This is a genomic window from Egbenema bharatensis FJBBOT/2019, from assembly GCF_048077055.1.
Lineage (GTDB): Bacteria > Cyanobacteriota > Cyanobacteriia > Elainellales > Elainellaceae > Egbenema > Egbenema bharatensis.
Map to the genome: position 1 here is coordinate 2,577,614 of NZ_CP182236.1, position 24,632 is coordinate 2,602,245.

General features: G+C 49.3%; 15 protein-coding genes and 2 pseudogenes. 6 read left to right on the forward strand and 11 right to left on the reverse strand.

Annotation, left to right across the window (positions count from 1 at the left end; genetic code table 11):
• Positions 1-88: 88 nt before the first annotated feature.
• Positions 89-1,831, reverse strand: coding sequence for a hypothetical protein (locus tag ACM1PF_RS11980; RefSeq protein WP_416674776.1), 1,743 nt, complete (start codon positions 1,829-1,831; stop codon positions 89-91).
• A 178-nt stretch (positions 1,832-2,009) separates the two neighbouring features.
• Positions 2,010-3,890, reverse strand: a complete 1,881-nt coding sequence (locus ACM1PF_RS11985; protein ID WP_416674778.1) for a protein kinase domain-containing protein — start codon at positions 3,888-3,890, stop codon at positions 2,010-2,012.
• Positions 3,891-4,763: 873 nt separating this feature from the next.
• Between ACM1PF_RS11985 and ACM1PF_RS11990 the strand changes: the two genes are divergently transcribed.
• On the forward strand, positions 4,764-6,140 hold the full coding sequence (locus ACM1PF_RS11990) for a hypothetical protein (RefSeq protein ID WP_416674780.1): 1,377 nt from the start codon (positions 4,764-4,766) through the stop codon (positions 6,138-6,140).
• A gap of 474 nt (positions 6,141-6,614) precedes the next feature.
• Positions 6,615-7,835, forward strand: coding sequence for a PAS domain S-box protein (locus ACM1PF_RS11995; protein WP_416674781.1), 1,221 nt, complete (start codon positions 6,615-6,617; stop codon positions 7,833-7,835).
• Positions 7,836-7,952: 117 nt separating this feature from the next.
• Here ACM1PF_RS11995 and ACM1PF_RS12000 read toward each other — a convergent pair whose 3' ends face one another.
• Positions 7,953-9,299: a TIGR04283 family arsenosugar biosynthesis glycosyltransferase gene (locus tag ACM1PF_RS12000; RefSeq protein ID WP_416674782.1), complete on the reverse strand. Its 1,347-nt coding sequence runs from the start codon at positions 9,297-9,299 to the stop codon at positions 7,953-7,955.
• A gap of 166 nt (positions 9,300-9,465) precedes the next feature.
• A complete protein-coding gene (locus ACM1PF_RS12005) occupies positions 9,466-10,305 on the reverse strand; it encodes an SPOR domain-containing protein (RefSeq protein WP_416674783.1) in 840 nt (279 codons plus the stop codon).
• 303 nt (positions 10,306-10,608) lie between these two features.
• Between ACM1PF_RS12005 and mnmA the strand changes: the two are divergent.
• Positions 10,609-11,663 (forward strand): annotated as a pseudogene (gene mnmA / locus ACM1PF_RS12010) (tRNA 2-thiouridine(34) synthase MnmA).
• A 171-nt stretch (positions 11,664-11,834) separates the two neighbouring features.
• On the opposite strand, the gene ACM1PF_RS12015 reads toward mnmA, so the two are convergent.
• The 4 genes and pseudogenes from ACM1PF_RS12015 to ACM1PF_RS12030 all read right to left on the reverse strand — a co-directional run bounded on the left by ACM1PF_RS12015 (position 11,835) and on the right by ACM1PF_RS12030 (position 12,955).
• On the reverse strand, positions 11,835-11,927 hold the full coding sequence (locus ACM1PF_RS12015) for a hypothetical protein (RefSeq protein ID WP_416676633.1): 93 nt from the start codon (positions 11,925-11,927) through the stop codon (positions 11,835-11,837).
• A gap of 222 nt (positions 11,928-12,149) precedes the next feature.
• A pseudogene (locus ACM1PF_RS12020) lies at positions 12,150-12,242 on the reverse strand (PIN domain-containing protein); the annotation flags it as partial.
• Complete coding sequence (locus tag ACM1PF_RS12025) at positions 12,239-12,481, reverse strand: hypothetical protein (RefSeq protein WP_416674784.1); 243 nt, start codon at positions 12,479-12,481, stop codon at positions 12,239-12,241. The pseudogene ACM1PF_RS12020 and the gene ACM1PF_RS12025, both read right to left, overlap by 4 nt.
• Before the next feature lie 225 nt (positions 12,482-12,706).
• A complete protein-coding gene (locus ACM1PF_RS12030; protein WP_416674364.1) occupies positions 12,707-12,955 on the reverse strand; it encodes a hypothetical protein in 249 nt (82 codons plus the stop codon).
• Positions 12,956-13,425: 470 nt separating this feature from the next.
• Here ACM1PF_RS12030 and ACM1PF_RS12035 point away from each other — a divergent pair, with 470 nt between their 5' ends.
• From ACM1PF_RS12035 to ACM1PF_RS12045, 3 genes are all read left to right on the forward strand, one after another.
• Entirely contained in the window at positions 13,426-14,883 is a 1,458-nt protein-coding gene (locus tag ACM1PF_RS12035) for a GUN4 domain-containing protein (RefSeq protein WP_416674785.1), read from the forward strand.
• Positions 14,884-15,321: 438 nt separating this feature from the next.
• Complete coding sequence (locus ACM1PF_RS12040; RefSeq protein ID WP_416674786.1) at positions 15,322-16,089, forward strand: hypothetical protein; 768 nt, start codon at positions 15,322-15,324, stop codon at positions 16,087-16,089.
• A 521-nt stretch (positions 16,090-16,610) separates the two neighbouring features.
• Positions 16,611-18,653, forward strand: a complete 2,043-nt coding sequence (locus ACM1PF_RS12045; RefSeq protein WP_416674788.1) for a protein kinase domain-containing protein — start codon at positions 16,611-16,613, stop codon at positions 18,651-18,653.
• 42 nt (positions 18,654-18,695) lie between these two features.
• On the opposite strand, the gene ACM1PF_RS12050 is transcribed toward ACM1PF_RS12045, so the two are convergent.
• From ACM1PF_RS12050 to ACM1PF_RS12060, 3 genes are all read right to left on the reverse strand, one after another.
• Entirely contained in the window at positions 18,696-20,102 is a 1,407-nt protein-coding gene (locus tag ACM1PF_RS12050) for an asparaginase (protein WP_416674789.1), read from the reverse strand.
• Positions 20,103-20,112: 10 nt separating this feature from the next.
• Positions 20,113-21,951, reverse strand: coding sequence for an amidase (locus tag ACM1PF_RS12055; protein ID WP_416674790.1), 1,839 nt, complete (start codon positions 21,949-21,951; stop codon positions 20,113-20,115).
• Positions 21,952-22,338: 387 nt separating this feature from the next.
• On the reverse strand, positions 22,339-24,528 hold the full coding sequence (locus tag ACM1PF_RS12060) for an amidase family protein (protein ID WP_416674791.1): 2,190 nt from the start codon (positions 24,526-24,528) through the stop codon (positions 22,339-22,341).
• Positions 24,529-24,632: the final 104 nt, after the last annotated feature.

Sequence of the window (24,632 nt, forward strand, 5' to 3'; positions counted from 1 at the left end):
TGTTACTAGATGGTTACGGAGTTAAAACTTCAGGACAGACAATCTGCATCAATGCCATGAAGGGTGGACAGTACAGTTCCTATCAGGACTATCGTTTATGGTTGGTTGAAGAGGGCTGTTTGCTGGCTTTATCTTTCCGCAAACGTTTGGCGATCGTTCGGGCGATGGTTTCAGCATTGTGAAGTTGGGGAGATGGGGATGCGGCAACCAGGATTTCCGGATGGGTGGCGGCGATCGTTTCCATCGTGGCGAAGTGATCGGCATCTTTGACCTGGAGGTCTTGCCGCAGCCGCTTAAAGAAATCAAAACTGCTGGAAACTTGAACCACTTTCTGTTCTAAAAAGTCTTGCACCACTCCGGTATAGGCTTGTAGGCGCAGCTTTTGAGAGAATCCAGGCAATACCTTAACTAAGGTATACACTTCATCGGAGGACAAGTCATCCAGCGATCGCCCTTCCAGGAGTGCTGGATCAAGCTGAAGTTTTTGCAGTTGTTTACGCAGACTGGATGCAACACTTTCCCGTTCATACTGCGATCGCTCTCGGCCAAAGGTGCGGAACAACCACATGGAACCCACCACAATCACTGCTGCATTAAAGGTCAACACGACATAGGGTGGCATTTTGTTGAGCCAGGGACGTGCCCCGTAGGAGAAGAATGTCCAGAAGGAGGCCGTTGTGAATAACGTAAAGGCCACGTGCTGGGCCCGTTGGGCAGACACCGCTTGTCCTTTCCAGCCGGTATAGAGCCGATACAGCCGTTCTGTAATGTGACCCAGGGAATAGGTAATGCCTGCTAACACAGCAAAGGTAATGAATACGGCGATCGCTTTAGGAATCGGAATAGTATTTCCATAGATATGAAAGCCCGCATCAAAGACTTTCGCCAATTGATCTTCTTCTCGTGTCCAGGCTCCAGTGAAGTAGTAATCCCAGTTTCCGGCGTAGAGGAAATAGTACAGATAGAACGCAATCACCATGCCTAAATAACCATACTGCACCAGTCGTCGTCCCGGTTTAGTGAGTTCAGTCCAATAGTTCTTTTCGGCATCGATATCAAAGCAGGGCATTTTACAACTAACGCAAGCACTCTGTTCCTGCCCCGTTTGTGGATCAACGATACGGCACATGGACTGGGAAATAGCAGGTTTCTTTTCCTGGTGCGCCTGACTGCCCATCAGCGATCGCGGCCCGGTGTAAATCAACTGCACTGGAGCCATTGGACAAAAATAATGACACCAGCTTTTTCCAGCGTATAGATAACCTACCAGAATGGCGCAGAGAATTGCTCCTACCAAAAAACTGGCTAAGGCAATGCGATCGGAGTTGACAAATAAAATTCGTGCTCCCAAACCCAGGAAAAACAATCCCGACTGAACGTATAGGTGATTTCGACCTAACCAGGAATTTTCACCGATCGTCACTACCTCCGATCGCACCTCACCCGTCACGGGATCGACTACTTTACGCTGACGTTGAATCCCTAGGGCGCGGGGAATTTGTGAGAGGAAAGACAGCGGACAAATCCGCCGCCAGAATTCATGGCCGAACACCAATATGATAAAAATTCCCGCTGGAACAATCATTGCCCACCAGATTAATGCCCCCATTGCAAACGGTTGTTCCATCATGCAAACATCCCGAATTTTGGTGCATCGATCGGGGTCAAGATAAATTTCAGGTCTAATCCGAAAGGGGCTAGCTAGATTATCCGGGTGCGTAAATAGTGGAGTGATTGGGTCGTACACCAACGAAACAATTAACAAAAACCATCCGAGGGTCAATGCCCAACGGACATGATGCATTGTCTTTTCAGAAACCTTGTTCAACATGACAGTTCATTTACCTTGTGTTGTCTAATAACCTTGTGAGATGGAGAAAAAACGATGGAAGATGAACTGAGCTTCTCTCTTCATTTCCCCTTTTCCCCGTTCAATCCTGGACTGTGGTATTGGCAGGCAAGATGCTTGTCACTCCTACAGGCTCATGTCCATGCGCTGCAAATCCTCCTCACTCCTCACTCATTTGCCACACCTGCAATCGTCGAGTTGGACTCCAACTGACTAAATAGCGATGATCTGCACTGAGAACCGCATCCAAACTTTGCTCAAATCCACCAGAAACCGTTTTCACCAATCGTCCGGCTTCTCGCGTCCATCGACGAACGCTGCCATTGTCATGCACCGTCACGACATATTGGTCGTCCAGTAACGTCGTCATGGGATTTGCCGAATCTTCTGAGAACACTCGCACCAACGTTTCCCGCTCAATGTCCCATACCAGCGTTCGATCTGCACCAAAGCTAAATAGCGTATTGTCCTCTGACATTCGTAATCCTGTGATAGGAGCCGTGTGACCAGTGAAGGTACGCTGGAGGGTTCCTGTTTGGAGATCCCAATCCTGAATTTGGTAATCGCTGCTGGCACTAAATAGTCGATTCGCTGCACCGAATGTAATTGCAGTTACCGTTCCCGTTGAAACCGTCAAGGTCTGTAGGAGTGCTCCAGTTTGCAGATCCCATAAATGCAAAGCACTGTCTTTACTACTACTAGCGATCGTCTGCCCATCAGGACTAATTCCGACCGCAGTAATTCCTTGATCATGTCCCTCGAAGGTTCGCAACAACGTTCCGGTTTCCACATCCCACAACCGCACCGTTCGATCGTCACTACCGCTGACCAGCAACTTGCCATCCCGACTCATTTCCAGAGTGGTGACTGCATCTGTATGCCCGTGCAATGCATTGAGTAGTTCACCGTCTGGCAGTGACCATAAATGCAGCACATGATTGGCTTCAGCCGTTACTAAAACCTCACTATCTGGCGTAATTAACATTCGATCGAGAGTTGATTCAATGGGTACATCTCGCAGCCAGGTCAAGGCTTGACGGGATGAGGCAGAACCTTGAAATTGCGCCAGAAAAGCAGATGTCTGATATCGATGCTGATATAAATATCCACCTCCTACCATGCCCACCAGCAGCACAGCCGCTACCGCAGGTTTCACAATTTTCTGTATCGATCGTCGCCAGCCGATCGCAGAGTTTTTCGTTGGTGGATGCACTCCAGTTAATAAAAACAAATCGGACAACACATCAACCGCTCGCTGATATCGATCGCGGGCATGGGTTCGCACCATCCGATCAAGAATTTCCAGCAGCTTTGGCTCCAGGGAAGACCCGCTCAGAAAGCCCTGCCAATCCAACTCGCCTGTAATTGGATCCCGCTGCAGTCGTTGGGGATGAATCCCGGTTAGCAAGTGAATAATGGACACTCCCAGCGCGTAAATATCGCTATTAAATTGAGCTTTTCCCGCCTCCTGCTCCTCCGGCATATATCCGGGCGTACCGATCGCCAACAGGTTTTCCTGCTTGTCAACGGAACTAGATTCTTTCCCCAGGCAAGCTGCCCCAAAGTCAATCAACACTATCTTGCCATCTTGATGCTGTTGGATCAGGTTGCTGGGTTTTATGTCGCAATGAATCACCCGCCGAGAATGGACATAGTCCAAAACGGGTAGAACCTGTGACAAGAGGTCGATCGCAGCATCCGCAGGCAAGCGACGGTCTTGGGCGACCCAATCTCCCAAATTGTCGCCCTCAATGTATTCTTGCACCTGATAAATTTGATCTTGCTCACGGCAAAAAGCAAACAATTTGGGAATTTGAGCATGGCTTTGACCCAGCTGATCCAAAATTCGTGCTTCTGCTTCAAACAATTGCTGTGCCGCTTCCAGTGAGATTGTGCTGTTGGAAGAAACCTTCAGACACTTCACAACACAAAGCGGGTGATGAGGTAAGTACTTGTCGCGGGCTAAATAGGTTTCACTAAATCCACCCGCCCCTAATGTTTTCAGAATGAGATATCGCCCAGTCAATAGTTGCCCAATCATTACACTTCATCCTTAGTGCAACCGTGCGTACACCAATACCAAACTTAATTTTGGGCAGATCACCTCTGATTGCGCTGAACGAAGGCTGCGCTGAACCTATTTTCTTGCTTGATTTTCTTGCTTGATTTTCTTGCTTGATTTTTTTGGCAATTTATTTCTCTGCAAGCTCTACGGTCTGCAAGTTCCATTGAACCCACTGAACCGTGACTCAAACCGCGATCGCGGGATGCTACGTCTAGCCGCGTGCACTCACTCTAACCAACTTGCAAACCTTGTATCTACCTGCTTATTCTGACGATTCAGGTAGTAACCGGGAACAAATCGGAAACCTTAGCGAGAATGAATCGGGAACAATATAGCAATTATAACGATCAAAGACTAATTAGAACACCTTGGATGCACCCGTTCCAGTTAACCCTGCCCTAAGATAACAGACATATGAAGCTTTGTAAAAGGATTTCAAATTTTGAACCGGCAATTTTTCAATTTTGGTGTGAAGGATGGGGGGATAGTACTTTCCGCATGACCCCACGCAGAATCGCCCGAGTCAGATCAGGGAACTTGATTATCGATCGCCGAATTCCAAGCATCTTTGTAAATTCTTGACCAACCTATCCTCCGACTTTGCATAATCTTCCCATTCAGATTTATTCATCCCGGAAGCATTGGGCTACAATAACCGTAACTTGACTGACAGACTTGGGTTCGTTGAGTTTTGCCATCGGGTGTTTGGATGTCTTTGTGCTTCTAATCTTGTATCTACGCAGCTTTGTATCTACGGAGCTGAGGATTACATCAGTTGTAATAATTAAGTTCAGTATTGGTACTGTTTGTACTTATATCGCTTAGTATCCCCATAATTCTTGTATTCCTATGGATCGCAGAACTTCTGCCCCTGTTGCTGACCAGAGGACTGCTCAAGCGACCCTTGGGCATTGTATTGAAATGGCAATGAATCCATTCCCCCCGATCGAGCATTCTACCGAAAAAGTATCCACCTCGGATACCTGTGGCACTCCTGAAGATCTGCTGCTTCAGGCAACTCGTCTTGACAATGAAGCAAAGATCAATTTAATCCAAGCTTTAATGACTCAGGTGGAGACTGAGCAGCTTCAAATGCTCCTGAAGGCTGGGCAACAGGAATTGGCAGGACGACAGGAGCAAATCACGCGATCGAAGGATCGGCAAACTCGCCTCCTGCTGAAAAAAGACTATAGCTATCAAGATCGAGGACTCAGCGAACCAACCCAGTACTACGTCTATATCAGGCGGCGTAAACCTAAGCTCGATCGCTACATCGGTACACTATTTTATGTGCCTCAAGGTTGCACCCTTGCCTACGAGCCAGATGCCGAAGGGCGTATTTTGTTTCAACCTCCATGCAATGTCTTTCAACTAAAAGACTCTAAAAATCCGGCCGCAGTGCAGGTAGTGCGCTTGATTTGTCTGGAACCACCCCCACCAGACTATACCTTTACCAAGCAACAAAACGATACGCCAGAAATCTATCTCCGTTTAGAATATCTTGATCCACGTACCTATCAGCCCATTGCTGAGGAGTCCTATCCGTTCCCTTTTTGTATGTACGAAGGCGGGATGCTCGATCGCTACCGCTGGGATGTTTCAAGCATGGTACTGCCGGATGCTTCCAATGTTCCTCTGATTGAGCCGAACCGCGATCAGAACCGCGATCAAGACTCTAACCCTGAGCAAAAACGCAATTTAGCGACAGATCGTCACGCTTCACAACCCGCAACAATTTCTCCCTCCGATGATAAAAATCGGACTCCCAAACCCACTGCAAATCCGCCACGCCAAATTCTTGAACTGCCTACTCCTGCTTCCATTACCTGCTTTTTAGCTGATCAAGCGGTTGCATCTCAAATTTTGGAGCGGATGCGACTGTGGGTCACATGGAGTGAGAAGGCGACACCCCAGTCAAAATGGAAAATTGTGCAGGTAGACACGGATTTTGTCCTGATTAATGCAAATTTCAATCGAAAGATTTTAAGTTTCTCATTGGAGCAATCTGCCATTTCCCTTGAAAGTTCCCTGCCTGTATTGATGAAGTGGTTTCACGATTTGAGTTTAGCTGTAACTCAAGCGCAAAATCAGAGGCAATACAGTTCTGCTCAATTGAAGCTTGCCCATAAAGTGTTTGTGGAAATGAGCCTGCCTAAGGATGATCCACTCATCGTTCTCAAGGTTCTATTTGGCGTGGATTTTTCTAAAACTTCGCTTTATCAATGAAGCGATCGAAATCTCTGCTCAAACTTTCTATGCAGTGATTCATCTCGCGCCAAGCTAGAATGCGTCCAATAATTATGAAGTGATCGAGATCTCTTGTTAAAGATTTCGTTGGTAGTATGATTAGGGCGGGTGCAACCTCTAACCGAGAGGAATTATTTCTCTGCAAAATTGTGCATTACCAAGAAGTTTTAACTTGATTAAGTGGTATGTGTTAAGCGACAGATTTAGACTAATTGTTTTATAGTGTCGCGTGGTGATTCAGTGAGGAGTGCGGTTCATTGAGCGTCGTTACCGACAGCTCTACTGACGTAGCGTGTCTTGCGGCATGGCTATCTTTGTAGTCGCTGCCAAATCAAGCTTGACAAATGATAGGTTTTAAGGTAAATATCCATGTCCATGACTTTGCAGCCCCCTTCAAAGCATGACCCGTTCTGCTTTCCTGTAACCAATTTCAGCTCTTGCACTGCAAAATCAATGCTGCACACGATCGAACAAATCGGGATTGGGATTGCATATTGGGATTTTCGGAACCATAAAGTACATTGGTCAAAACAACTGGCAGTCCTTTACGGGCTGGAAACTGAGCCGTTTTATCGTTCCTGCCAGGATTATTTGAAATATATTCATCCTGAAGATCGGGTTGAGCTTAAATCGATGATTAAGCAGGTTGAACAAACGCGAAAAAATGGCGAAGTTGAGTATCGCGTATACATCGATCGCCAGGAAAAATGGTTTCGCTCTTCCTTCTCCCCAGTGATAGAAAGCGATGGACTGGCTTATATCATTGAATTTGTTACTGATATTTCCGAGCTAAAGTCGGCTCAAGCAGCATTAGTTTATTCAGAGTTACGCTGGCGTAGCATCCTAGGCTGTATTTCTGATGTTCTAATCGAAACTACTTTTTCGGGTGAGATTATTTCTACAACGGATTCTATTGTTTCCCTATGGGGATATCATCCTGAAGAGCTGAGAGGAATCAATCTCCGTTCGATTGTTGAGTTTGAAGAGGGCTTTTCGTTTGAAACTCCCTCATCGATCGATTCTGATTTTCGACCCATATCAGCAACTGCTAATGTTTTACTTAAATCTCTCTCCTGTCGTACTTCTCAGTGCAGGGTTCATGTGGATACAGTACGTCAAACTTTGCTGTTTATCTTCACGTCCCATCCCTCACCTGCGCCTCAGCCCAGCTCTACCTCTCCGGTTCGATCGGTGATTCCGAATCTGACCTACGCCCTGGCGAATCGCTGCCCGCTTCCCACTCTCTATTCGATAGTATCCGAACACCTGGCTGGTTTACTTCAGGCAGACTGTGTTCACATCTATCAATACCATCTTGAACAAACTCGCTGGCATACCATTTATGATTACTGCCAGCATCCCAATCCCCAGTGTGCCGCCCGTATCCCATCTCCAGAAAAGGATATGTTCCTTCCCCAAATGCTCGATCGCCTTGAACCCACTCAAATTCATGGTTCAGGTCAGGCCAATCATGCTTTTGTGTCCAACGTTATGACCCAGGTTGTGGGGACGTGGATGGTGTTACCGATTTTGGTGAACGCCAGCTTGTGGGGATGTATTCTGGTAATGCGATTGGACAAAGCCGATCGGTGGACGGAACAAGAGTTTAGCCAGGCGATTTCGATTGGGGATTATCTCAACTTGGCGATCGCGGCGCGGAGAAGTGGAGAGTAGGGAGTGGGGAGTGGGGAGCGAACGAACGCAGGTGTTACCATAAATGCGAATTCATTTTCGATCTACTGCATCTACTTCTTTTACTTATTTATTGCTTCATTCTTCGTTCTTCGTTCTTCACTTTTCGCTCCTCCTGTACCACCTTGCAATCCGTTCTGGGGAGATACCTGAAAAGTAGGCGACGATCGCAAGCTGATTGATCAGGGTCGTTTGGAGGATGCCGAGTTTTTGCCAGCGGCGGGCTGAGGTGGTGACGGGGGCAGGGACGATCGCAATTTTGCCCAGCTTTTGTAGGCGACGGATAAAAATGAAGTCCTCCATAATCGGCAGGATGGGGAATTCGCCAAGCTGATGGAAGGTGTTTGCGGTGAGAAAAATTGCCTGATCGCCATAGGGCAGTTGGCAGTGTTTCGATCGCCAATTTACCCCCCGTTCCACCCAGCGTAGTCCAGGTTCGCTGCCGTCAATCCGCAACTCAAAGGCTCCGGCTACAACCTGGGGTTGGTTGAGTGTTTGCTGAATCAGGGAAACAAAGCCTGGCGGCAGGTAAGTATCTGCATGGAGGAAAAGCAAAACCCGACCTGTGGCGATCGCGGCTCCAGCATTCATTTGATTGGCTCGGCCAGTTTCGCCGGAAATGACCGTTGCCCCGGATGCCTGCGCTAAGGGGATAGTGTCATCCTGACTGCCTCCATCCACCACAATGACTTCGATGGACTCGGACTGACCAACCGCATTCAGCCTCAGGTTTCGTAGAACCGTTTGAATTGTGTTAGCTTCGTTCAGGACGGGAATGATGACGGACAGAACGGGAGATGGATGACAAACCGCCTCCCATACTGGTAAGTCTTCAGGGCGATCGATATCTGTCAGCGGATTGAGAGCAGCAATGTCCAGTCCTTTCTGGGTGGCGATCGCTACGGTTTGATGCAAAACTTCTGCGGTACTCCAGGCAATCCCGGTGAATAAATCAGTGGTAAAGCGACTCAAGCCAATCAGGTAATACCCGCCATCGGTAGCAGGGCCCAGCACGACATCATGCTCTTGAAGTAACTGAAATGCCTGCGCTAACAGATTGGCATCGATTCCAGGACAGTCTGTGCCAATAATGACAACCCGTTCCATTCCGGCTGCAAAAGCCGATCGAAACGCCTGCGCCATGCGTTCCCCTAAATCCCCAGAAGGCTGCGATCGATACGCCCACTGGCTGCCCAGCCAATCCTGCATTCGCTGGCGATCGAGGTCAGGTGCATCCGTCCCAGCAAACCAGATCTCTACTGATTGCAGGGGGTTCGATTGAACTGAGCGATCGACCCATTCAGCAACCTGCCGCAGGGTGTGTTCCGTCATCTGACGTTGCAAAGCAGCGGCACCAACCGCACCCAAAGCTGGAATCAGGCGAGTTTTGGCTTTACCGGGTTGGGGATAGCGCGTAAAAACAATCAGGCGTTCTGTCTGAGTCAACAACTTCCTCTATATTCCTACTGCTCGTTATGCCCACCATCATGTCACCAAAACCCCAGGTTCCGCTGAGATGTTGCTGAACGATCGCTGAGAATCGCTGAGAATCGGGTTGAATCCGGTGAATCCAGCTTTATTGGCACTTGTATTTTGTTCTCAAGCTCAGGAACTATCGGCTGAAGTAAACTCTGGCATCCATGCCAAAGTCCCGAAAATAGCGACTCCAGCGATTCGCAGCACTGCGATCGGCGAAGGGCCCCACACGAACGTGCGTTCCACGGCGGGATTCGGCTGTCTGCACCATCTGGGCAACATCAAACCCTTCTCCTAACCGGGCGACCTGATTCGTAATCGCTTCAATGTCATTGGAACTGCCTGGAATTACCACATAGTAATGCCGCGAATTCCGGATAGGAGCCGTCGCTTCCACTTCAGATGGCGGAACTGGATTACTCAACTGGTTTGGGCTGGGCGGCTGACCAAATTCCACTTCCCTGGGCACTGGAGCGACTGGCAGAATATCGGGAGGCGGGAGTCCCGGTAAAGGGTTTTGCTGGGCAACTTGTCCGCTGGTTGTGGCTGCATTGACTGTGACAATTTCTGCACCAATTCCCTGGGCGGCAAGGGCTGAAACCTGCTGCTGGGCCATGGCTGGGTCATTAAACAGTCCTGCCTGAATAAATCGCTGCCCGTTATAGTCCTGGAGCGAGGCATTGGCAGCTACCATCTGCACCTGGGAAAGCAGGAGGGGACTATCTCCATTCACAATCACCAGGTACTGCGATGCCCCTGGATTGCCACTGGTGGGATGGCTGGGGAATCCGCCTGGAGCATTGTCGAGGGGAGGAGGAGGGGGTAAGCCATCGACGATCTGTTGAGCTAAGAGCCGATCGCCCTCTAATTCATTTGCCGATGCTGGAACGTTGGCGGAGGCCAGTTGGGGAGTAATCAGTAGTCCACTGCCGATTAGCCCGGCCACTAATCGCGGGATTGCCGAAGAGACTTTCATAGGGTTGACCGATAGGAGTAGCACTGAAATTGGCTGTTAGTTTAACACAGGAATTAAAAATCAAATAATAATTCATTGTATCTACGGATTGCGTTTATGGCGCAAATTTTTTATTTAAACCGCTATATCTGTGGCGATGGCTGGGGCAACCGATGAAGGAATTCAAATAAACCAAAGGAGAGTGTTAGCCTAGAGAGAGCGATGTTCGATCGCGCTCATTTTTAGCTGCCGGAATTCTAAGGACTGAGTTGAGGACTGAGTTCCGAGTCAGACTTTTATCTTCTATTGCAAGCGTTTCCGTTCATGGACAAAGTTGTTGTTGGACTTTCAGGTGGTGTCGATAGCTCAGTGGCAGCCGCGACCCTGCATCGTCAGGGGTATGACGTGGTGGGAATTACCCTGTGGTTAATGAAAGGCAAGGGACAGTGTTGTTCAGAAGGAATGCTGGATGCGGCAAGACTTTGCGAGGATCTGGACATTCCCCATCACATTGTGGATACGCGCGAAGTCTTTACGAAAAATATTGTGGACTATCTGGTGAGCGGTTACGAGGCAGGGATTACGCCGCTCCCCTGTTCGCAGTGCAACAAGGCCGTGAAGTTTGCCCGATGCTGGAGTATGCCCGGACGGAGTTGGGGGTCGATCGCATTGCCACAGGTCACTACGCCCGTATTGTGTTTAATTCCGACACAGGACGCTACGAACTGCATCGAGCCGTTGATCCCAGTAAGGATCAAACCTACTTTCTCTATGACCTGAGCCAGGAAATTTTGGCCCATACCCTGTTTCCTCTGGGCAACCAGGTTAAGGCAGAAACCCGTCGTTTAGCGGCCGAATTTGGACTTCACACAGCAGAAAAACCAGAAAGTCAGGATCTTTGCCTGATTGAAGCCCACGGCTCTATGCGATCGTTTCTAGATCAGTACCTGGCTCCTAAGCAGGGGGATATTGTGGATCCATCCGGGAAAGTCCTGGGGCAGCATGATGGCATTCACCATTACACCATCGGGCAGCGACGGGGGATTGGCATTGCAGCTGATCGGCCTCTGTACGTGATTGGGATTGATGCTGGACGAAATCAGGTGATTGTGGGCGATCGAACGGCAGCCCAGCATCCTGAACTGACGGCCCATCGGGTGAACTGGGTGTCGATGGCTGTTCCCACCAGCCCCATCCGGGCTGAAGTTCAGATTCGCTATCGTTCTCAACCAATTCCCTGTACGGTGATTCCCTTGGAAGGCGATCGGGTCAAAGTTGTGTTTGATGAACCACAATTCAGTGTTACCCCCGGACAGGCGGCCGTCTGGTATGACGGCGATCGGTTGTTGGGCGGTGGAGTAATCGAGAATGGGATATAGATCGTAGAGTGCAATTGCTAGGGGATCTGCAATCAAATGGCATCCCAACTTTTGAGAAAATCGGCTGTAAGGGCGCACCGCTGTGCGCCCCTTCCCAATCTGGGGCTAACGCCTCTCACTCTTCTATCAGAAGAGACAGTTAACGACTCAAATCAGCAGCGGCGGCTTTACTCACCACGCTACTGTTTTCAGAATCTCCACTTCTTGAGAATGAGCATCGCATGTTACCAGAATCAAATCATGCTGTAGTGCAAGGGCTACAATCCAGACATCGTTTTCAGATAATCGTTTTCAGATAATGGACGGCCCTTGAGCCTTAACTTGTTTTTGACCTCACCGTATTGCTGTGCGGTTTCAGCGTCACACACCAATGTTGTGCTGCCAGCAACTAATCAACTCTTGCTAAGTTTGCTGCAACTCGCCCTGACTTTCTGGCTCCATAACACTGCTCACCAATGACAATGCTAGGAATGAAAACTGAAGTGTGGTTGGTGCAGCCCAAGCGGAAGCAACAACAAACGGTTGTCGTTGAGCTAGAACATCAAGCAAAACATCACTGTCAAACAATACCCGCCTCAACTGTACTTTTCCTCCAGATAATCCACATAGGATTCTGTAGGTTCTTCTGTGCCTAACTGAACGACTCCAATTAGGCTTTGAGTCCAGGGATTAAGCTCAGCCAAAGAATCCACCTTTGTCTTTAGTGGACTCAGTATCAGTGTTTCCTGTTGGATTGAACTTAACAATGACTGTACTAAACGCCAGCGATCGCCAATCGGCAACTGCAATGCCTGATTTTGTAGCTCTTGTAAAGTCATCAGTTTTTCTCAGCCGCTCTGTTTTATCTATTTTAGATGGCTGTTGCCTCTATTAACCTGGAAAGCACTTCCCACCTAATTTTGAATACTGACAGATAAGCTTTCGGCTGCGCCCCCACCAAGGACTCAGCGGCATAACTACTGTTTATGCTGACTCCCCTGCCTAAATTCCGTCTAACACCCCGTAGCAAGAATGGTAGGGGCTGCACCGCTGTGCGCCCTGGCTTAGAGCGTCATCGATCGCACATAAATCCTCATAATCTCTCCCGGTTCTTTGGTGGTAGCCTGTTGGATCTGGGAGAAGGGTAGGGGACGTGACCAATCTTCGACGCGGCAGAAGTCACACTGATACAGACGCGCGATCGTGATTTCCACATCATTGGGTTGACCGATCATCAGGATTTTGACCGATCGCCGGGCAGGGGAAATCAGCCGATCGCCTGCGGGAGGCAGACCGAATAGTTTGTCGGACATGGTTTGTAAATCTCCTTATTCCAGGGTTTGAAGAAACCCCAGAGACTAGCCCTCGTTCAGACAGGGCAAGCGACAGGCATCGGGTGGTATCATACACCCTAGCCTGGACTAGCGTTCGTAGTCTGGGTCAGGAGGTTGAGCGTTTAGCTTGTGAGGCACGCTTGACCTCCGTTAGAGAATTTCGTCTCCAGGTCATCCAGCTATCCCCCAGGTCTGTGCAACCCAAAAGACAGCTATAGCTGAAGAGAGTAGCATTAATCAAACGAGCAAATCAAGTCAAAAAGGTTACAGTTCGATCGATTCTGCAAATAGCGCGATCGAGGAATTTGGCTAATCGGATGAACCGATCGGGTGAAGTGCGATCTCCCCTGACTGGGGCAGGATCAGGCTGTATTGAACCAATAGGAGGCAGTGCATTTCGCCTTATACTCATGGTTAACGCCTCACCACGTTAGGGATGACGAACGCCGATGCTCAACTTACCCAATGGCGACATGAAGCTGGGGGGGCGATATCAAATCGTCTCCTATTTGGGAGGTGGTGGTTTTGGGCAAACCTATCTGGCGCAGGATAATCACCTGCCGGGACGGCCTCAATGTGTGGTGAAACACCTCAAACCTCGTTTGAGCGATGAGGAAAGTTTAGTCACCGCCCATCGGTTGTTTGAAACAGAGGCCCAGGTTCTATACAAGCTAAGTGATTTTCCGCAAATTCCGCGACTCCTGGCGCATTTTGAGGAAAATCAAGAATTTTATCTGGTTCAGGAATTCATTGAAGGGGAGAACTTAACCGCAACCCTCACCCCAGGCAATCGCCTCACTGAGGAACAGACGATCGCCCTCCTCCAGGAAGTATTGGAAGTATTGGTATATCTGCATCACCATCACGTAATTCACCGCGATCTGAAACCCTCTAACCTGATTCGACGACGCAGGGACAGCAAAATTGTTTTAATTGACTTCGGCGCAGTCAAACAACTCTCCACCCAGATCCAGACCCACGGCCACAGCACCCGCACCATTGCGATCGGCTCCCCCGGATATATGCCCAGCGAACAAATGGCAGGCAAACCCCGCTTCTGTAGTGATCTGTATGCCTTGGGAATGATGGGGATTCAAGCCCTAACCGGATTGCATCCCAAAAGTTTGCCCGAAGATGCCTACACCAGCGAGATTGTCTGGCGCGATCGAGCCGAGGTCAGCCCTCGCTTAGGGGATTTGCTGGACAAAATGGTGCGCTACGACTTCCGAGAACGCTATCAAACGGCCCTGGAAGTTCTGGCTGATCTGGCTCCTTTAACCCCCGATCGAGTCATAAAACTACCCCAGGGTTCAGAATTTCAGCCTGATATTAGCCCAGAGACACGGATTCAAATGTTTACCGGGTTTGCCGTCGGTTCCCCCAGTGGTTCTGAGGTGGGGATTGATTACAAGCATTTACAAGATCTGTTAATTGCCCAATCCTGGCAGGTAGCCGATCGAGAAACCCATCGCCTGATGCTCAAAGCCTTCGATCGGGAATCGGGACAGCTCTCTCCCGACGAAATCCGCCAGTTTCCTTGCCGCGATTTGTACTTGATGGATTACCTCTGGCTGCACCACAGCGACGGATTATTCGGCTTCAGCGTCCAGCAAGATGTTTGGAAAAGTGTGGGTGGCACCAGTGATGCCCTCTATCCCACCCTGGAACAGTTTTCCAGGGGACGGGGCAAGTGGCGGGTGAATAGCCCCTGGCAGCGGTTTGGCAGTCGGGTGGGATGGCGATCGAAAGAGCAATGGTTTTCCGACGATCGACTCTGCTTCTCTCTGGAAGCACCCAAGGGACACCTGCCCCACTGGCAAACGGGCGCACAGGTCGCAGCCTTGATCTCGCGCCTGGAGGTTTGCAAGCCCTATGTCCCCCACCTGGACATGACTCGGAAACCCTGAAGATTAAATGGAATGAAAACATTCTGATGAGTGGTTCATTCAGTAATAGTAAACTTTAGTTTCATCCACTTTTCTGATTCCTCAAAAGCTGTATATTAGGAATTGAAGCTGATAAGCTTCCCTGGCAGATTTAACAGCCAAGTGTACATTCAAAAGAGAGGTAAAAGAGCTGTTTCATCTGAATCTGTCTCGTTCAACCGTAACAGCATCCATCCGAAACATTGATATTTCCTCCAGTAGTTGAAGGGGAGCAATGCAGAGGGTTGAGTTAATGAATAATCAGTGATTCAATCCGAGTAACTCCAGATAGAATAAAGAAAGAGAGGAAATCGCTCAAATGTTTCAGACCTTGGGTGCTGTTGCTGCTTTTAAATGAGTTTTGAAAGCTGTCTAACAAGCTACCCAGGTCAGCCCTACGAGACAGGATAAACTCAACCCATGGCCATCATTGCACTGAAAGCTTGGTACATTGACGAGTATGAACCAATTCGAGAGTTAGAAAAACGTCCTCACGACCTGCGCCTCAGCAAAAATAGCTTGCTTAAGTCAGCCTTGCGGGCTGATTTTTTAGAAGATAGTGAAGATGTTAAAAACTCTGCCTGGTTTCAGCGATACTTAGAAGGGGAAACGGTCGAATTCTACATCGAAGGCAGTGGGGGTTATGCCATTTCCAATATTGATTTAATCAGCCATGAAATCTATTTCACAAAACAGGATGTCATGGCCCATCTAGATCCTACTATTTTTCTTTGCTATCAAACCGATCATCCCCAATCCAGCGATCTATTGCGAGATGAAATTCAAAGCTTTCTAGAAAAATTTAACAAACGATCGCGCTTTCCCATCACCCTGGAAGAATCCCACCGGCTCGCAGAAGGCCCCGTCCGCCTCAACAGTGGGCTGATGCGTAAAATCAAAAAATGCTTGCTGTTCATTGCTGACGGTACGCCGATCCTGCAAATTGACGGCAACCCCCCTCAACTGATCCCCAGCCCTAAGGTTTGTGTAGAAGTGGGCTATGCCCTGCAATGTAAACGACCGGAACAACTACTGCTGACCCATCTAGAGCGATCGGACGTATCAGGACAATTTCCCTTCGATCTACCCAGCACCAGCCGCCTCACCTTCCGCAACAAAACCGATCTACACAAAACCCTCCCCCAGGCGATCGAAGAACAGCTTCAACGGTTTAATTTGCTGGTTTGAGGGATCTGGCTGAAAGGGGCTAGCTTGAATCATCTAAGGTTCTTGTAGGATGAACCTCTTGTAGGATGAACCTCTTGTGGGGTGGGCATCTTGCCCGCCCAGTTAAAAAAGCAGAATAGTGGACAGCTTATTTCATTCACAATCCTATTGTTGGTGGACAGTGTTCAATGGCAGGCAAGATGCCTGCACTACGGAGGGGAGCATGTCACTTTTGTCGCCCTCACCCTAAATCCCTCTCCCAAAGGGCGAGGGACTTCGATCCGGTTCCCCTTCGCCCTGCTTGGGAGAAGAGGTTAGGGGATGAGGGTTAGACTTGCAAACGTGACATGCTCCCACTACGGAGTGATTCTCAACCCCCGGAACCATCACCTTTTTTTTACGTCTAAAGGATGGGGTGGCGCGATCGGGTGACTTCCCTCAGTTGGAATGTCAATGAGCGAGTTAGTTAAACGATCAAGCTGGTTTCAGCAACGCCACAACTTCAGCAGCAGCATTCCAAAGTGGGCAAAGGTGGGCAAACTGTGAATTTCTTGCGCTTCCTACAATCCTCCTCAACTGAACTGTTGGGAGGACGATACAAGCTGATTGAGCAACTGGGGGCTGGCGGCTTTGGCGAAACCTTTCTAGCTGAAGACTGCCATTTGCCAGGGCATCCTCGCTGCGTGATTAAACGCTTGAAGCCCCAGGTCAGCAGTATGGGTGGGCTAAAAACAGCGAAACGGCTATTTGATACGGAAGCCAATGTGCTGTACCTGCTGGGAGAACATGATCAAATTCCGCGTTTGTTGGCTCACTTTGAACACAATGAAGAATTTTATCTGGCCCAAGAACTGATTGAAGGGCAACCCCTCGATCGGGAGTTGGTGAAGGATCAGCCCTGGCCGGAGGAACAGGTGGTTGCATTCCTCTACGATCTTTTGCATGTGCTGACGTTTGTCCATCAGCAGGGTGTGATTCACCGGGACATTAAGCCCCAGAATTTGATTCGCCGACGGCATGACAATCGGATTGTGCTGATTGATTTCGGAGCGGTGAAGCAAGCCAGTATTCAATTAGCTGATCCCAACTCTGGGCCAACTCGCACGATTTCGATCGGCACTCAGGGCTATATGCCGAATGAGCAGGTGGCGGGAAGTCCCCGGTTTAGCAGCGATTTGTATGCGGTGGGCAAGATTGCGATTCAGGCTCTAACAGGTGTTTCGCCCCGACACCTCCAGGAAGATCCCCACACAGGGGAAGTGATGTGGCGACATCTGGCTCCCCAGGCCAGTGCTGAACTGGTGGAATTTCTGGAAACGATGGTGCGCTATGACTTTCGGGCCCGCTATCCTACGGCGATCGAGGCTCTGAGCCAACTCAAGCAGCTTCCGGTTCAGCCCAGTGCCGCTGCGGTACTACCCTCGAACCCTGTTTGTGATACCCCCGATCGCCCGCCCCTGCGTCATAAGTCGCCACCGAATGCAGATCCGTTGGAAGCCAATCATCCATTGGTGGTCAATCAGTTGGCCGTCAATCAGACGATCGCCGCGACTGATCCCTTCAGCCAGGTTGCCCCCACCTCCGCATCCGCCATTTCAACGACGGCCATTTGGCAATCGGGGGCTGAATCTAGTGCGCCTCCGCTAGAGGAACTAGAGATTCCTGATGCAACGGCTGTTGAGACTGCGGTGGAGTCGGATATCTCAGAACCACCGATTCCGGCGGAAGTACCTCAGGCGAAAGTAACTACTGAAGCGACTGCTGCCAGTCAGGTTGCAACTCAAGCGGTGATTCCTGCCCCCAGACCTCAAACGGCTTCGGGTTTAACCTCCGATCGTCTGGAACGAACTGCCTGGCGTTATTTGCTGATTCCCATGACAGGAATTGCAGCGATCGGCTTACTGATTGCTCTATTCAGACCAGCTCCCATCGCACCACCCCCTCCAGAAGCGGCAGTCACCGATTCCAGCACTCCCGATCCCCAAGCTCCCCCTGCTTCCCCCTCTCCTGATCCTGCGGCCCAGATGGCTGCCCTGCTAACTCAAGCCAACGATCTGCGAGAAGCCCGGCAATTTCTCCAGGCCCTAGAACAGTACGATCGCGCCATTGCCCTGGATAATAGTAACCCGGAAGCTCAGTGGGGCCGGTGCTACAGCCTGAACCGTTTGAATCGACTGGATGAGGCGATCGTGGCTTGTGATGCGGCCCTGGCAGTGAAACCCGATTATCCAGAGGCGTTGTGGAGTAAGGGATATGCCCTGGATCTGCAAAATAATCCTGCTGCGGCTCTACCGTTCTATGAGCAGGCTATTGCCCTCAAACCAGATTTTGCGGAAGCCTGGAGCAATAAGGGAACAGCTTTGTTTTATCTCAGTCGCCCAGAAGAGTCTTTGGCTGCGCTGAACAAAGCGACGGAACTCGATCCCACCCTGGCGGAAGCCTGGAACAATCGGGGGGCCGTTTTGTGGAACCTGCGACGGTTTGATGAGGCAGCACAGTCAGTCGATCGAGCGTTACAGCTTCAGCCAGATCATCAGGATGCACTCAGCTTGCGGGAGCAGATGCGCCAACGCTTGGGGCGATAATCCTGCTGTTTCCTCCAACACTGATTTAGCGAGGGAAATCATTTAATATTCATTGAACATGCGTTGAATTTCGCTGACATCATTAGTTTCCAGTAGTGCCAGCATCAGGAGTATCCGAGCTTTTTGAGGCAGGAGGTTATCTCCTGAAACAAACAAGCCCTCATAGCGGTGCCAGGGCATGACTCGGTTTTCGCCTGCACGGCTACTCCGCACCACCACCACTCCTGCTTCAGCCGCTTCCCTCAGCGCATCTTCAATTTCAGGCAGCCAGCCATCTCCCATCGCTGCCACAATAATACCCTGACTTCCAGCTTCTACAGCCGCTCTCACCAGTGCATCATCACAACCTCTGCAACCGTAAATGATATCCACCCTCGGCAGCTCACCCAGAGATGTATATCCTGTTACATCAAACTCAGACCTATAAGTATGTCTGCGCATAGGCGCACGGTAAAAAGAAATCCGATCTGGATCGGTGCTGCCTAAAGGCCCAAACTCTCGGGATTCAAAAGTTTGCAGTCGATAAATTGCCCCCTTCGTGACTTCCCGCGCTGAATTGATTTCTTCATTCAGAAGGACTAACACTCCCATGCTGGCAGATTGTGGATCAGCAGCGAGACGTACAGCATTGAAGTAGTTGCTTGCTGCATCCGAACTGTAGGTGTTGGGAGGGCGTTGTGACCCAACAACCACAACGGGCTTTTCAGTATCAACCGTCAAATGGAGAAAATAGGCTAGCTCTTCCAGTGCCCAGGTACCACTTGTGACGACAACGCCATCAATTTCTGGATCAGCAACAGCTTGCATGACGGTTGCTGCTGCTAGCGGCATATCTGTTTGGGCAATGGGTTCTTCATTGAATACCTGAATTGCAGCGATGTTATCAATTTCTGGAACTAAGCCAATGATTTCCTGAGGGGTAAACTGACCATGCTCACCATAATCAAAATAAGATAATGCTGTCGGTGCTCTGGAGGTAATTGTTCCACCGACGTTGACGTGGGCAATGTTAGGTCTATCTTCAGGATAGGTTTCCAGTATGCGATACTCTGAGTCAGGGTTGTGATTTGCTTTTGCAACATCACAGATTACGAAAGCAAATGGCGAAATGAGCAACAAGCAGAACAACCGAATATGCAAAATGGAAAATTTCTGAAACATTAATCTTACTCCTCTTCTACTCCTCTCATCCCAGACCTTATCTATCAGATCTGCAAAGAAAAATATATTGTTTCTTACCATTTCAATACTGTCTTCCTCTTTACAAATTACAGTCAATTTACAGATTAAATGAATCAAATCAAAAAGCTCATCCTCAGAATTAAAGGATGAGCATGGAACATACATTTCTCTGTGCCTGGAATTAAGGCGAGATTCAAGGCTCGCTTGATTAAAATTCCAGAGGAACTCGCTGACGGTCTTTAACAAAACTGAACTGCGATCGGGCAACGTTTCCGCACTACACAAATTCAGCGGCTGTGATTAAGGACGCATCAATGCCTCTCAGCACCGCTAACACATCTTTGTCTAGCTGAATTCGAGTATTCTGCCCAATGGAAGTAATCGTTAAATCATCAAACTTGATTCCTTCACTCAGTTCAATCTGATCGAGTTCAACCTTGTAGTCTGCGATCACCTTTCTACCTGGACCTGTTTCTAACACAAAGGTCTTTCCGGTATCTCTATCAGAACCTGTTCCGCCAAACAGCAACTCATCAACAGACTTGAGATCGGGGACTGTATTTGGCGCTACACGATGCTTTGTTGCTTGTTCAAAATCGTAAGCATAGCCCAAAATGTCTGCTTCACCATAGTAGCCTCCCATGAAGCTGAGGGAAGCAGGAGCATTGCCCTGGGTATAGCCCATCGGCACAGTCACGATAGGCAACCCCATCACATTTGACTCAGCATCCGCATTGCGATTAAAGGGAACCGGTCCCGTTCGACCCGACTCATCTGGGATTGCTGCACGTAAGGTGGGAAACACAAATGCATCAATTCCAAGCTCTGCGACGAACGGTTCAAAATCATTGACACGCCATTGTTCTAATGCGTTCAAAACAGTTTGCAGGGCTTCATCTTCAAACGATCGCGGTGTCCCTTCTTCAAGGGCTTTCAGCGTTTGAACCAGAGCCGTGTCAGAGAATTCTCCTGTAATGGCACTTTTCACATCTACCAAAGAGCTAAACTCTGGGTTGTCGAGGTTCTTGATGAATTCCTCTAGATAGAAAGCTGCATTTTCCCTATTCCAATCAGGAAACTCATCTTCGGGCCAGCCATACTCCCATTCCTCATCTCGGTTAATCCACTTGGAAAGGTAGGGGGCTGTGTCTACTTCAATGACGGTTGCTCCTTGTTCTTCCAAGGTCTGTATCGCTGCTGCAAACAGTGTTGCAATCTCAGGGTCAAGCTCAAACCCTTCACCCAATTCTTGATCTTTACCAATGTAGATTTTAGGGACGGCAAGCAACTTTCCTTCTAGTGCCGTATCGCTCAAAACTTCAGACGACGCATACGACGCTGGGCGATCGTCAAATCCTTCAGGACGATAGGGAAACCACAGATCATCTGGATTATCTTGCACCAAAACATCCATCATAAGGGCTGTGTCGGTGACGCTGCGGGTTAGGGGGCCAATTACATCCCGGAATGGGGCTAGGGGAATGGTTCCAGCAACTGAAACAAGTCCTCGACTTGGTTTAATGCCGACGAGGGAGCCGGCGGCACTGGGAATCACGATCGACCCACCCGTTTCTCCTCCCATGCCTGCCATTGCAAAGTTTGCCGCGATCGCAGCCCCCGTTCCCGAACTCGATCCTCCGGTTTCTTTGTTCAGATTGTAGGGATTGCGAGTTTCACCAAACAAGTTGCTGAATCCCCGGACACCACTGGCAAAACTGTCCATATTCGTTTGACCAAGGATGATTGCCCCTGCCTCTCGCATTTTGGCAACCACAAATGCGTCATTCGCTGCAACAAAATCTTGGAAGCCTCTAACGCCGCCGCTCGTTGCCAGCCCTGCTACGTTATAAGAATCTTTGACCAGGACAGGAATGCCATGAAGGGGTCCTAAAATTTTACCTTCGGTGCGCAGCTTGTCTAACTGCTCGGCTTGCTCAAGGGCATCGGGAGTGAGAGACACAACCGAATTGAGATAGGTTCCGGTCAGTTCGTCATCGTAGATGGAAATTCGATCGAGGTAGTATTGAGTCAGGTCAACTGCTGAGAGTTCTCCCGCCTCCATTGCGGTCAGGGCTTCTGAGATGCTGAGTTCGAGTAAAGAAAGTTTCGTTGTCATTGAATGAAATCTCCTGGTAGATGAACGCAAGAGCTGAAATCAGCTCAGTACTTTTTAGTGGGACAAAGAAGCCCTCAGGAAAGGCTATGACCTGAATAGGTGATACAAATTTTCCTGACTGAGAGATACTCTGTGAATTACTTCTGCGATCGTTTAAGAAACACAAGAGAAATAGTTAAACGATCGCAGAAAAGCAAACTTGTACTTTCAGTAGATCTAAAATAGGTTCGTTTCACAGTGAACCCTGGGGTTGATCCCCCTAAATCCCCCTTAAAAAGAGGGACTTCAACCCCTCTTCGGTTTGTGCTGCGCACACGCTCCGCGAACGGTTCCCCCTTTTCAAGGGGGGCTAGGGGGGATCTAAACAAGGGTTGTGATCTACTGACTTTAGGTAAAGACAAAATCAGTCGCGGCAAAGGCAGTTGCTTCAGTATCCAGGAAGGTGGCAACGGGCGTATCCCCCACACTGATCAGCGTATCTTCTTCAATCTGAGTAAAGGAAAGCTCCTCAAAGCTCAGCCCCAAATCTGCAAACCCGATCACATCGACTCCACTTTCATTCGGCGCTGCGGGAAGCTCACCATTGGCAATCCAGAATTGGTCAGCCCCAGCACCCCCCGTTAGCAAGTTGTCGCCTCCAGCACCCACAAACAACTGGTCATCCCCCTGGTCGCCAAAGAGGGTATCGTTACTGCCTGCAAAGAGCGTATCGTTGCCCAGCCCACCAGAGAGCAAGTTGCCCCCTCGACCTTGGGAAGCATCCAGCAAATCATCCCCTGCTTCGCCATAGGCTCTGTCATTGAGCCCCACAAAGATGGTGTCATCGCCATCCCCTGCATAGATCAGGTTGCCACCAGAGATGGCAGCAGTGGTGTCAATCAGGTCATCCCCTGCATCGGCAACAACAGTATCAGCGTTGCCATCAAAGTCGGTAAGTTCTCCGGCAATAATTACGTCATCGGCTTCAGTGCCCTGAACTAGCACCTCAGTCACATACTCAAATTCTTCACCTTCCAGAGCAGGTAACAGCGGGGGTGCTTCCCGTAGCTGGGTTTCCTGTTCTAAAGAGTAAGCTAAACCAATCAGAGTCGGCTCACTATAGGGGACACCTGTGAACGAGATGGTAATTGGCAAGCCATCCTCGCTGAATCCTGCTGGCACAGTAATATCGGAGAAGCCCAGAAGACTGGCAATCTCTACACCACGAATGGGAGCAGCCGGAAGGATTTCGACAAACGATGGATCGGTGACACCTTGGAAGGGTGAAGCCAGAGTTCGAGTGGTGGGGAAAACGATCGCATCCAGTCCATTGCTTTCATAGATCTCAAAGAAAGTTTCTCGGAGTGCTGGAATGACGTTTTCAACCACATCAATATATTCTGGATTGCTCAACCCACCATACGCTTGAATATTCTTCAAGCCTTGTAATCTAGCAGGTGGAACTAAATCCGCAAACTCTGGTGATTCTGCGATCGCAATGATATCTTCCAGCGTCTTAGGATAGCCCTCATCAAGGGTCGCCAGGTACTCAGCCAGTTGAGGAGGAAACTCCGCTAATCCAATCGATCGTGATGCATTGATCATCGTGGTCAGCAACTCATTGGACAGTTCCAATTCAATGATCGTTGCGCCCAGTTCTTCCATTAACTGAATCGATTCATTAATTAGACGATCGACTTCTGGATCACCCCCAAACCAAGGTAGACCAACCCCTATAGTAGCCCCATCCAAAGCACCTGTCTGCAAAAATTGCGTGTAGTCATCGAAGAACTTATCGGGTTGAACCGGGGGAGCCGGAATTAACGTCTGAAAAATCGGATCATCTGGGACATACTCAACCATGGGTCCCAGAGCTATAACCGCATCTGTTACCGTTCGCGCCATTGGTCCAATCCCATCGCGGGAAAGCGCGAAAGGAATAATGCCCTCCAACGGAATCAAACCGCGTGTTGGGCGGATACCCACGATACCGTTGAAGGAGGAAGGTCCCCGAATCGAGCCACCTGTATCACTTCCCGTTCCCAGCACCGCAAAGTTAGCCGCGACTGCCGCACCTGTGCCTCCGCTAGAGCCAGAAGCATTGCGGTTGAAATTGTAAGGATTGCGAGTTTCTCCACCAAACTCAGTGTAAATGCCTAATCCACCTCTACCAGCAAACTCACGCATGTTTGCTTTACCCAAGATGATGGCTCCGTCCTCCCGCAATAGTGCCGTAGAAGGAGCATCCTTGGGCGGAATGGAATCCTTAAGGACGATCGAGCCAGCCGTTGTTGGCATATCGAACGTATCAAAGTTGTCTTTTAGAACGATCGGAATTCCATGCAAGGGACCTTTTATAGTACCTGCTTGGCGTGCTGCATCCAGTTCTCGCGCAATCTCAAGGGCATTTGGGTTCACACTAATCATGGAGTTCAGTGCTGGGCCCTTTTGATCGTAAGTTTCGATCCGGTTGAGGTAAAGTTGCACCAGTTGTTCAGCCGTCAACGCTCCAAAATCAAAGGCTTTCGTGATCTCTGCGATCGTCGCCTCTATGAGCTTAAATGTGGTTGGAGCTGATAAGCGAAACGTCGTTACCACGTTCGATCTCCTCTAATAAAAACCAAAAACTTGTTTGAATTTCGCATTCACTTTTGTCTACTGAATCATAGAACTCAAGTATTCATTTTTTTGGTAATTCTAGC

Excerpts from the sequence above, each read along its gene's own strand:
- ACM1PF_RS11980 (WP_416674776.1), bottom strand. The coding sequence starts at position 1,831 with ATGTTGAACAAGGTTTCTGAAAAGACAATGCATCATGTCCGTTGGGCA.
- ACM1PF_RS11985 (WP_416674778.1), bottom strand. The coding sequence starts at position 3,890 with ATGATTGGGCAACTATTGACTGGGCGATATCTCATTCTGAAAACATTA.
- ACM1PF_RS11990 (WP_416674780.1), top strand. The coding sequence starts at position 4,764 with ATGGATCGCAGAACTTCTGCCCCTGTTGCTGACCAGAGGACTGCTCAA.
- ACM1PF_RS11995 (WP_416674781.1), top strand. The coding sequence starts at position 6,615 with ATGCTGCACACGATCGAACAAATCGGGATTGGGATTGCATATTGGGAT.
- ACM1PF_RS12005 (WP_416674783.1), bottom strand. The coding sequence starts at position 10,305 with ATGAAAGTCTCTTCGGCAATCCCGCGATTAGTGGCCGGGCTAATCGGC.
- ACM1PF_RS12025 (WP_416674784.1), bottom strand. The coding sequence starts at position 12,481 with ATGACTTTACAAGAGCTACAAAATCAGGCATTGCAGTTGCCGATTGGC.
- ACM1PF_RS12030 (WP_416674364.1), bottom strand. The coding sequence starts at position 12,955 with ATGTCCGACAAACTATTCGGTCTGCCTCCCGCAGGCGATCGGCTGATT.
- ACM1PF_RS12035 (WP_416674785.1), top strand. The coding sequence starts at position 13,426 with ATGCTCAACTTACCCAATGGCGACATGAAGCTGGGGGGGCGATATCAA.
- ACM1PF_RS12040 (WP_416674786.1), top strand. The coding sequence starts at position 15,322 with ATGGCCATCATTGCACTGAAAGCTTGGTACATTGACGAGTATGAACCA.
- ACM1PF_RS12055 (WP_416674790.1), bottom strand. The coding sequence starts at position 21,951 with ATGACAACGAAACTTTCTTTACTCGAACTCAGCATCTCAGAAGCCCTG.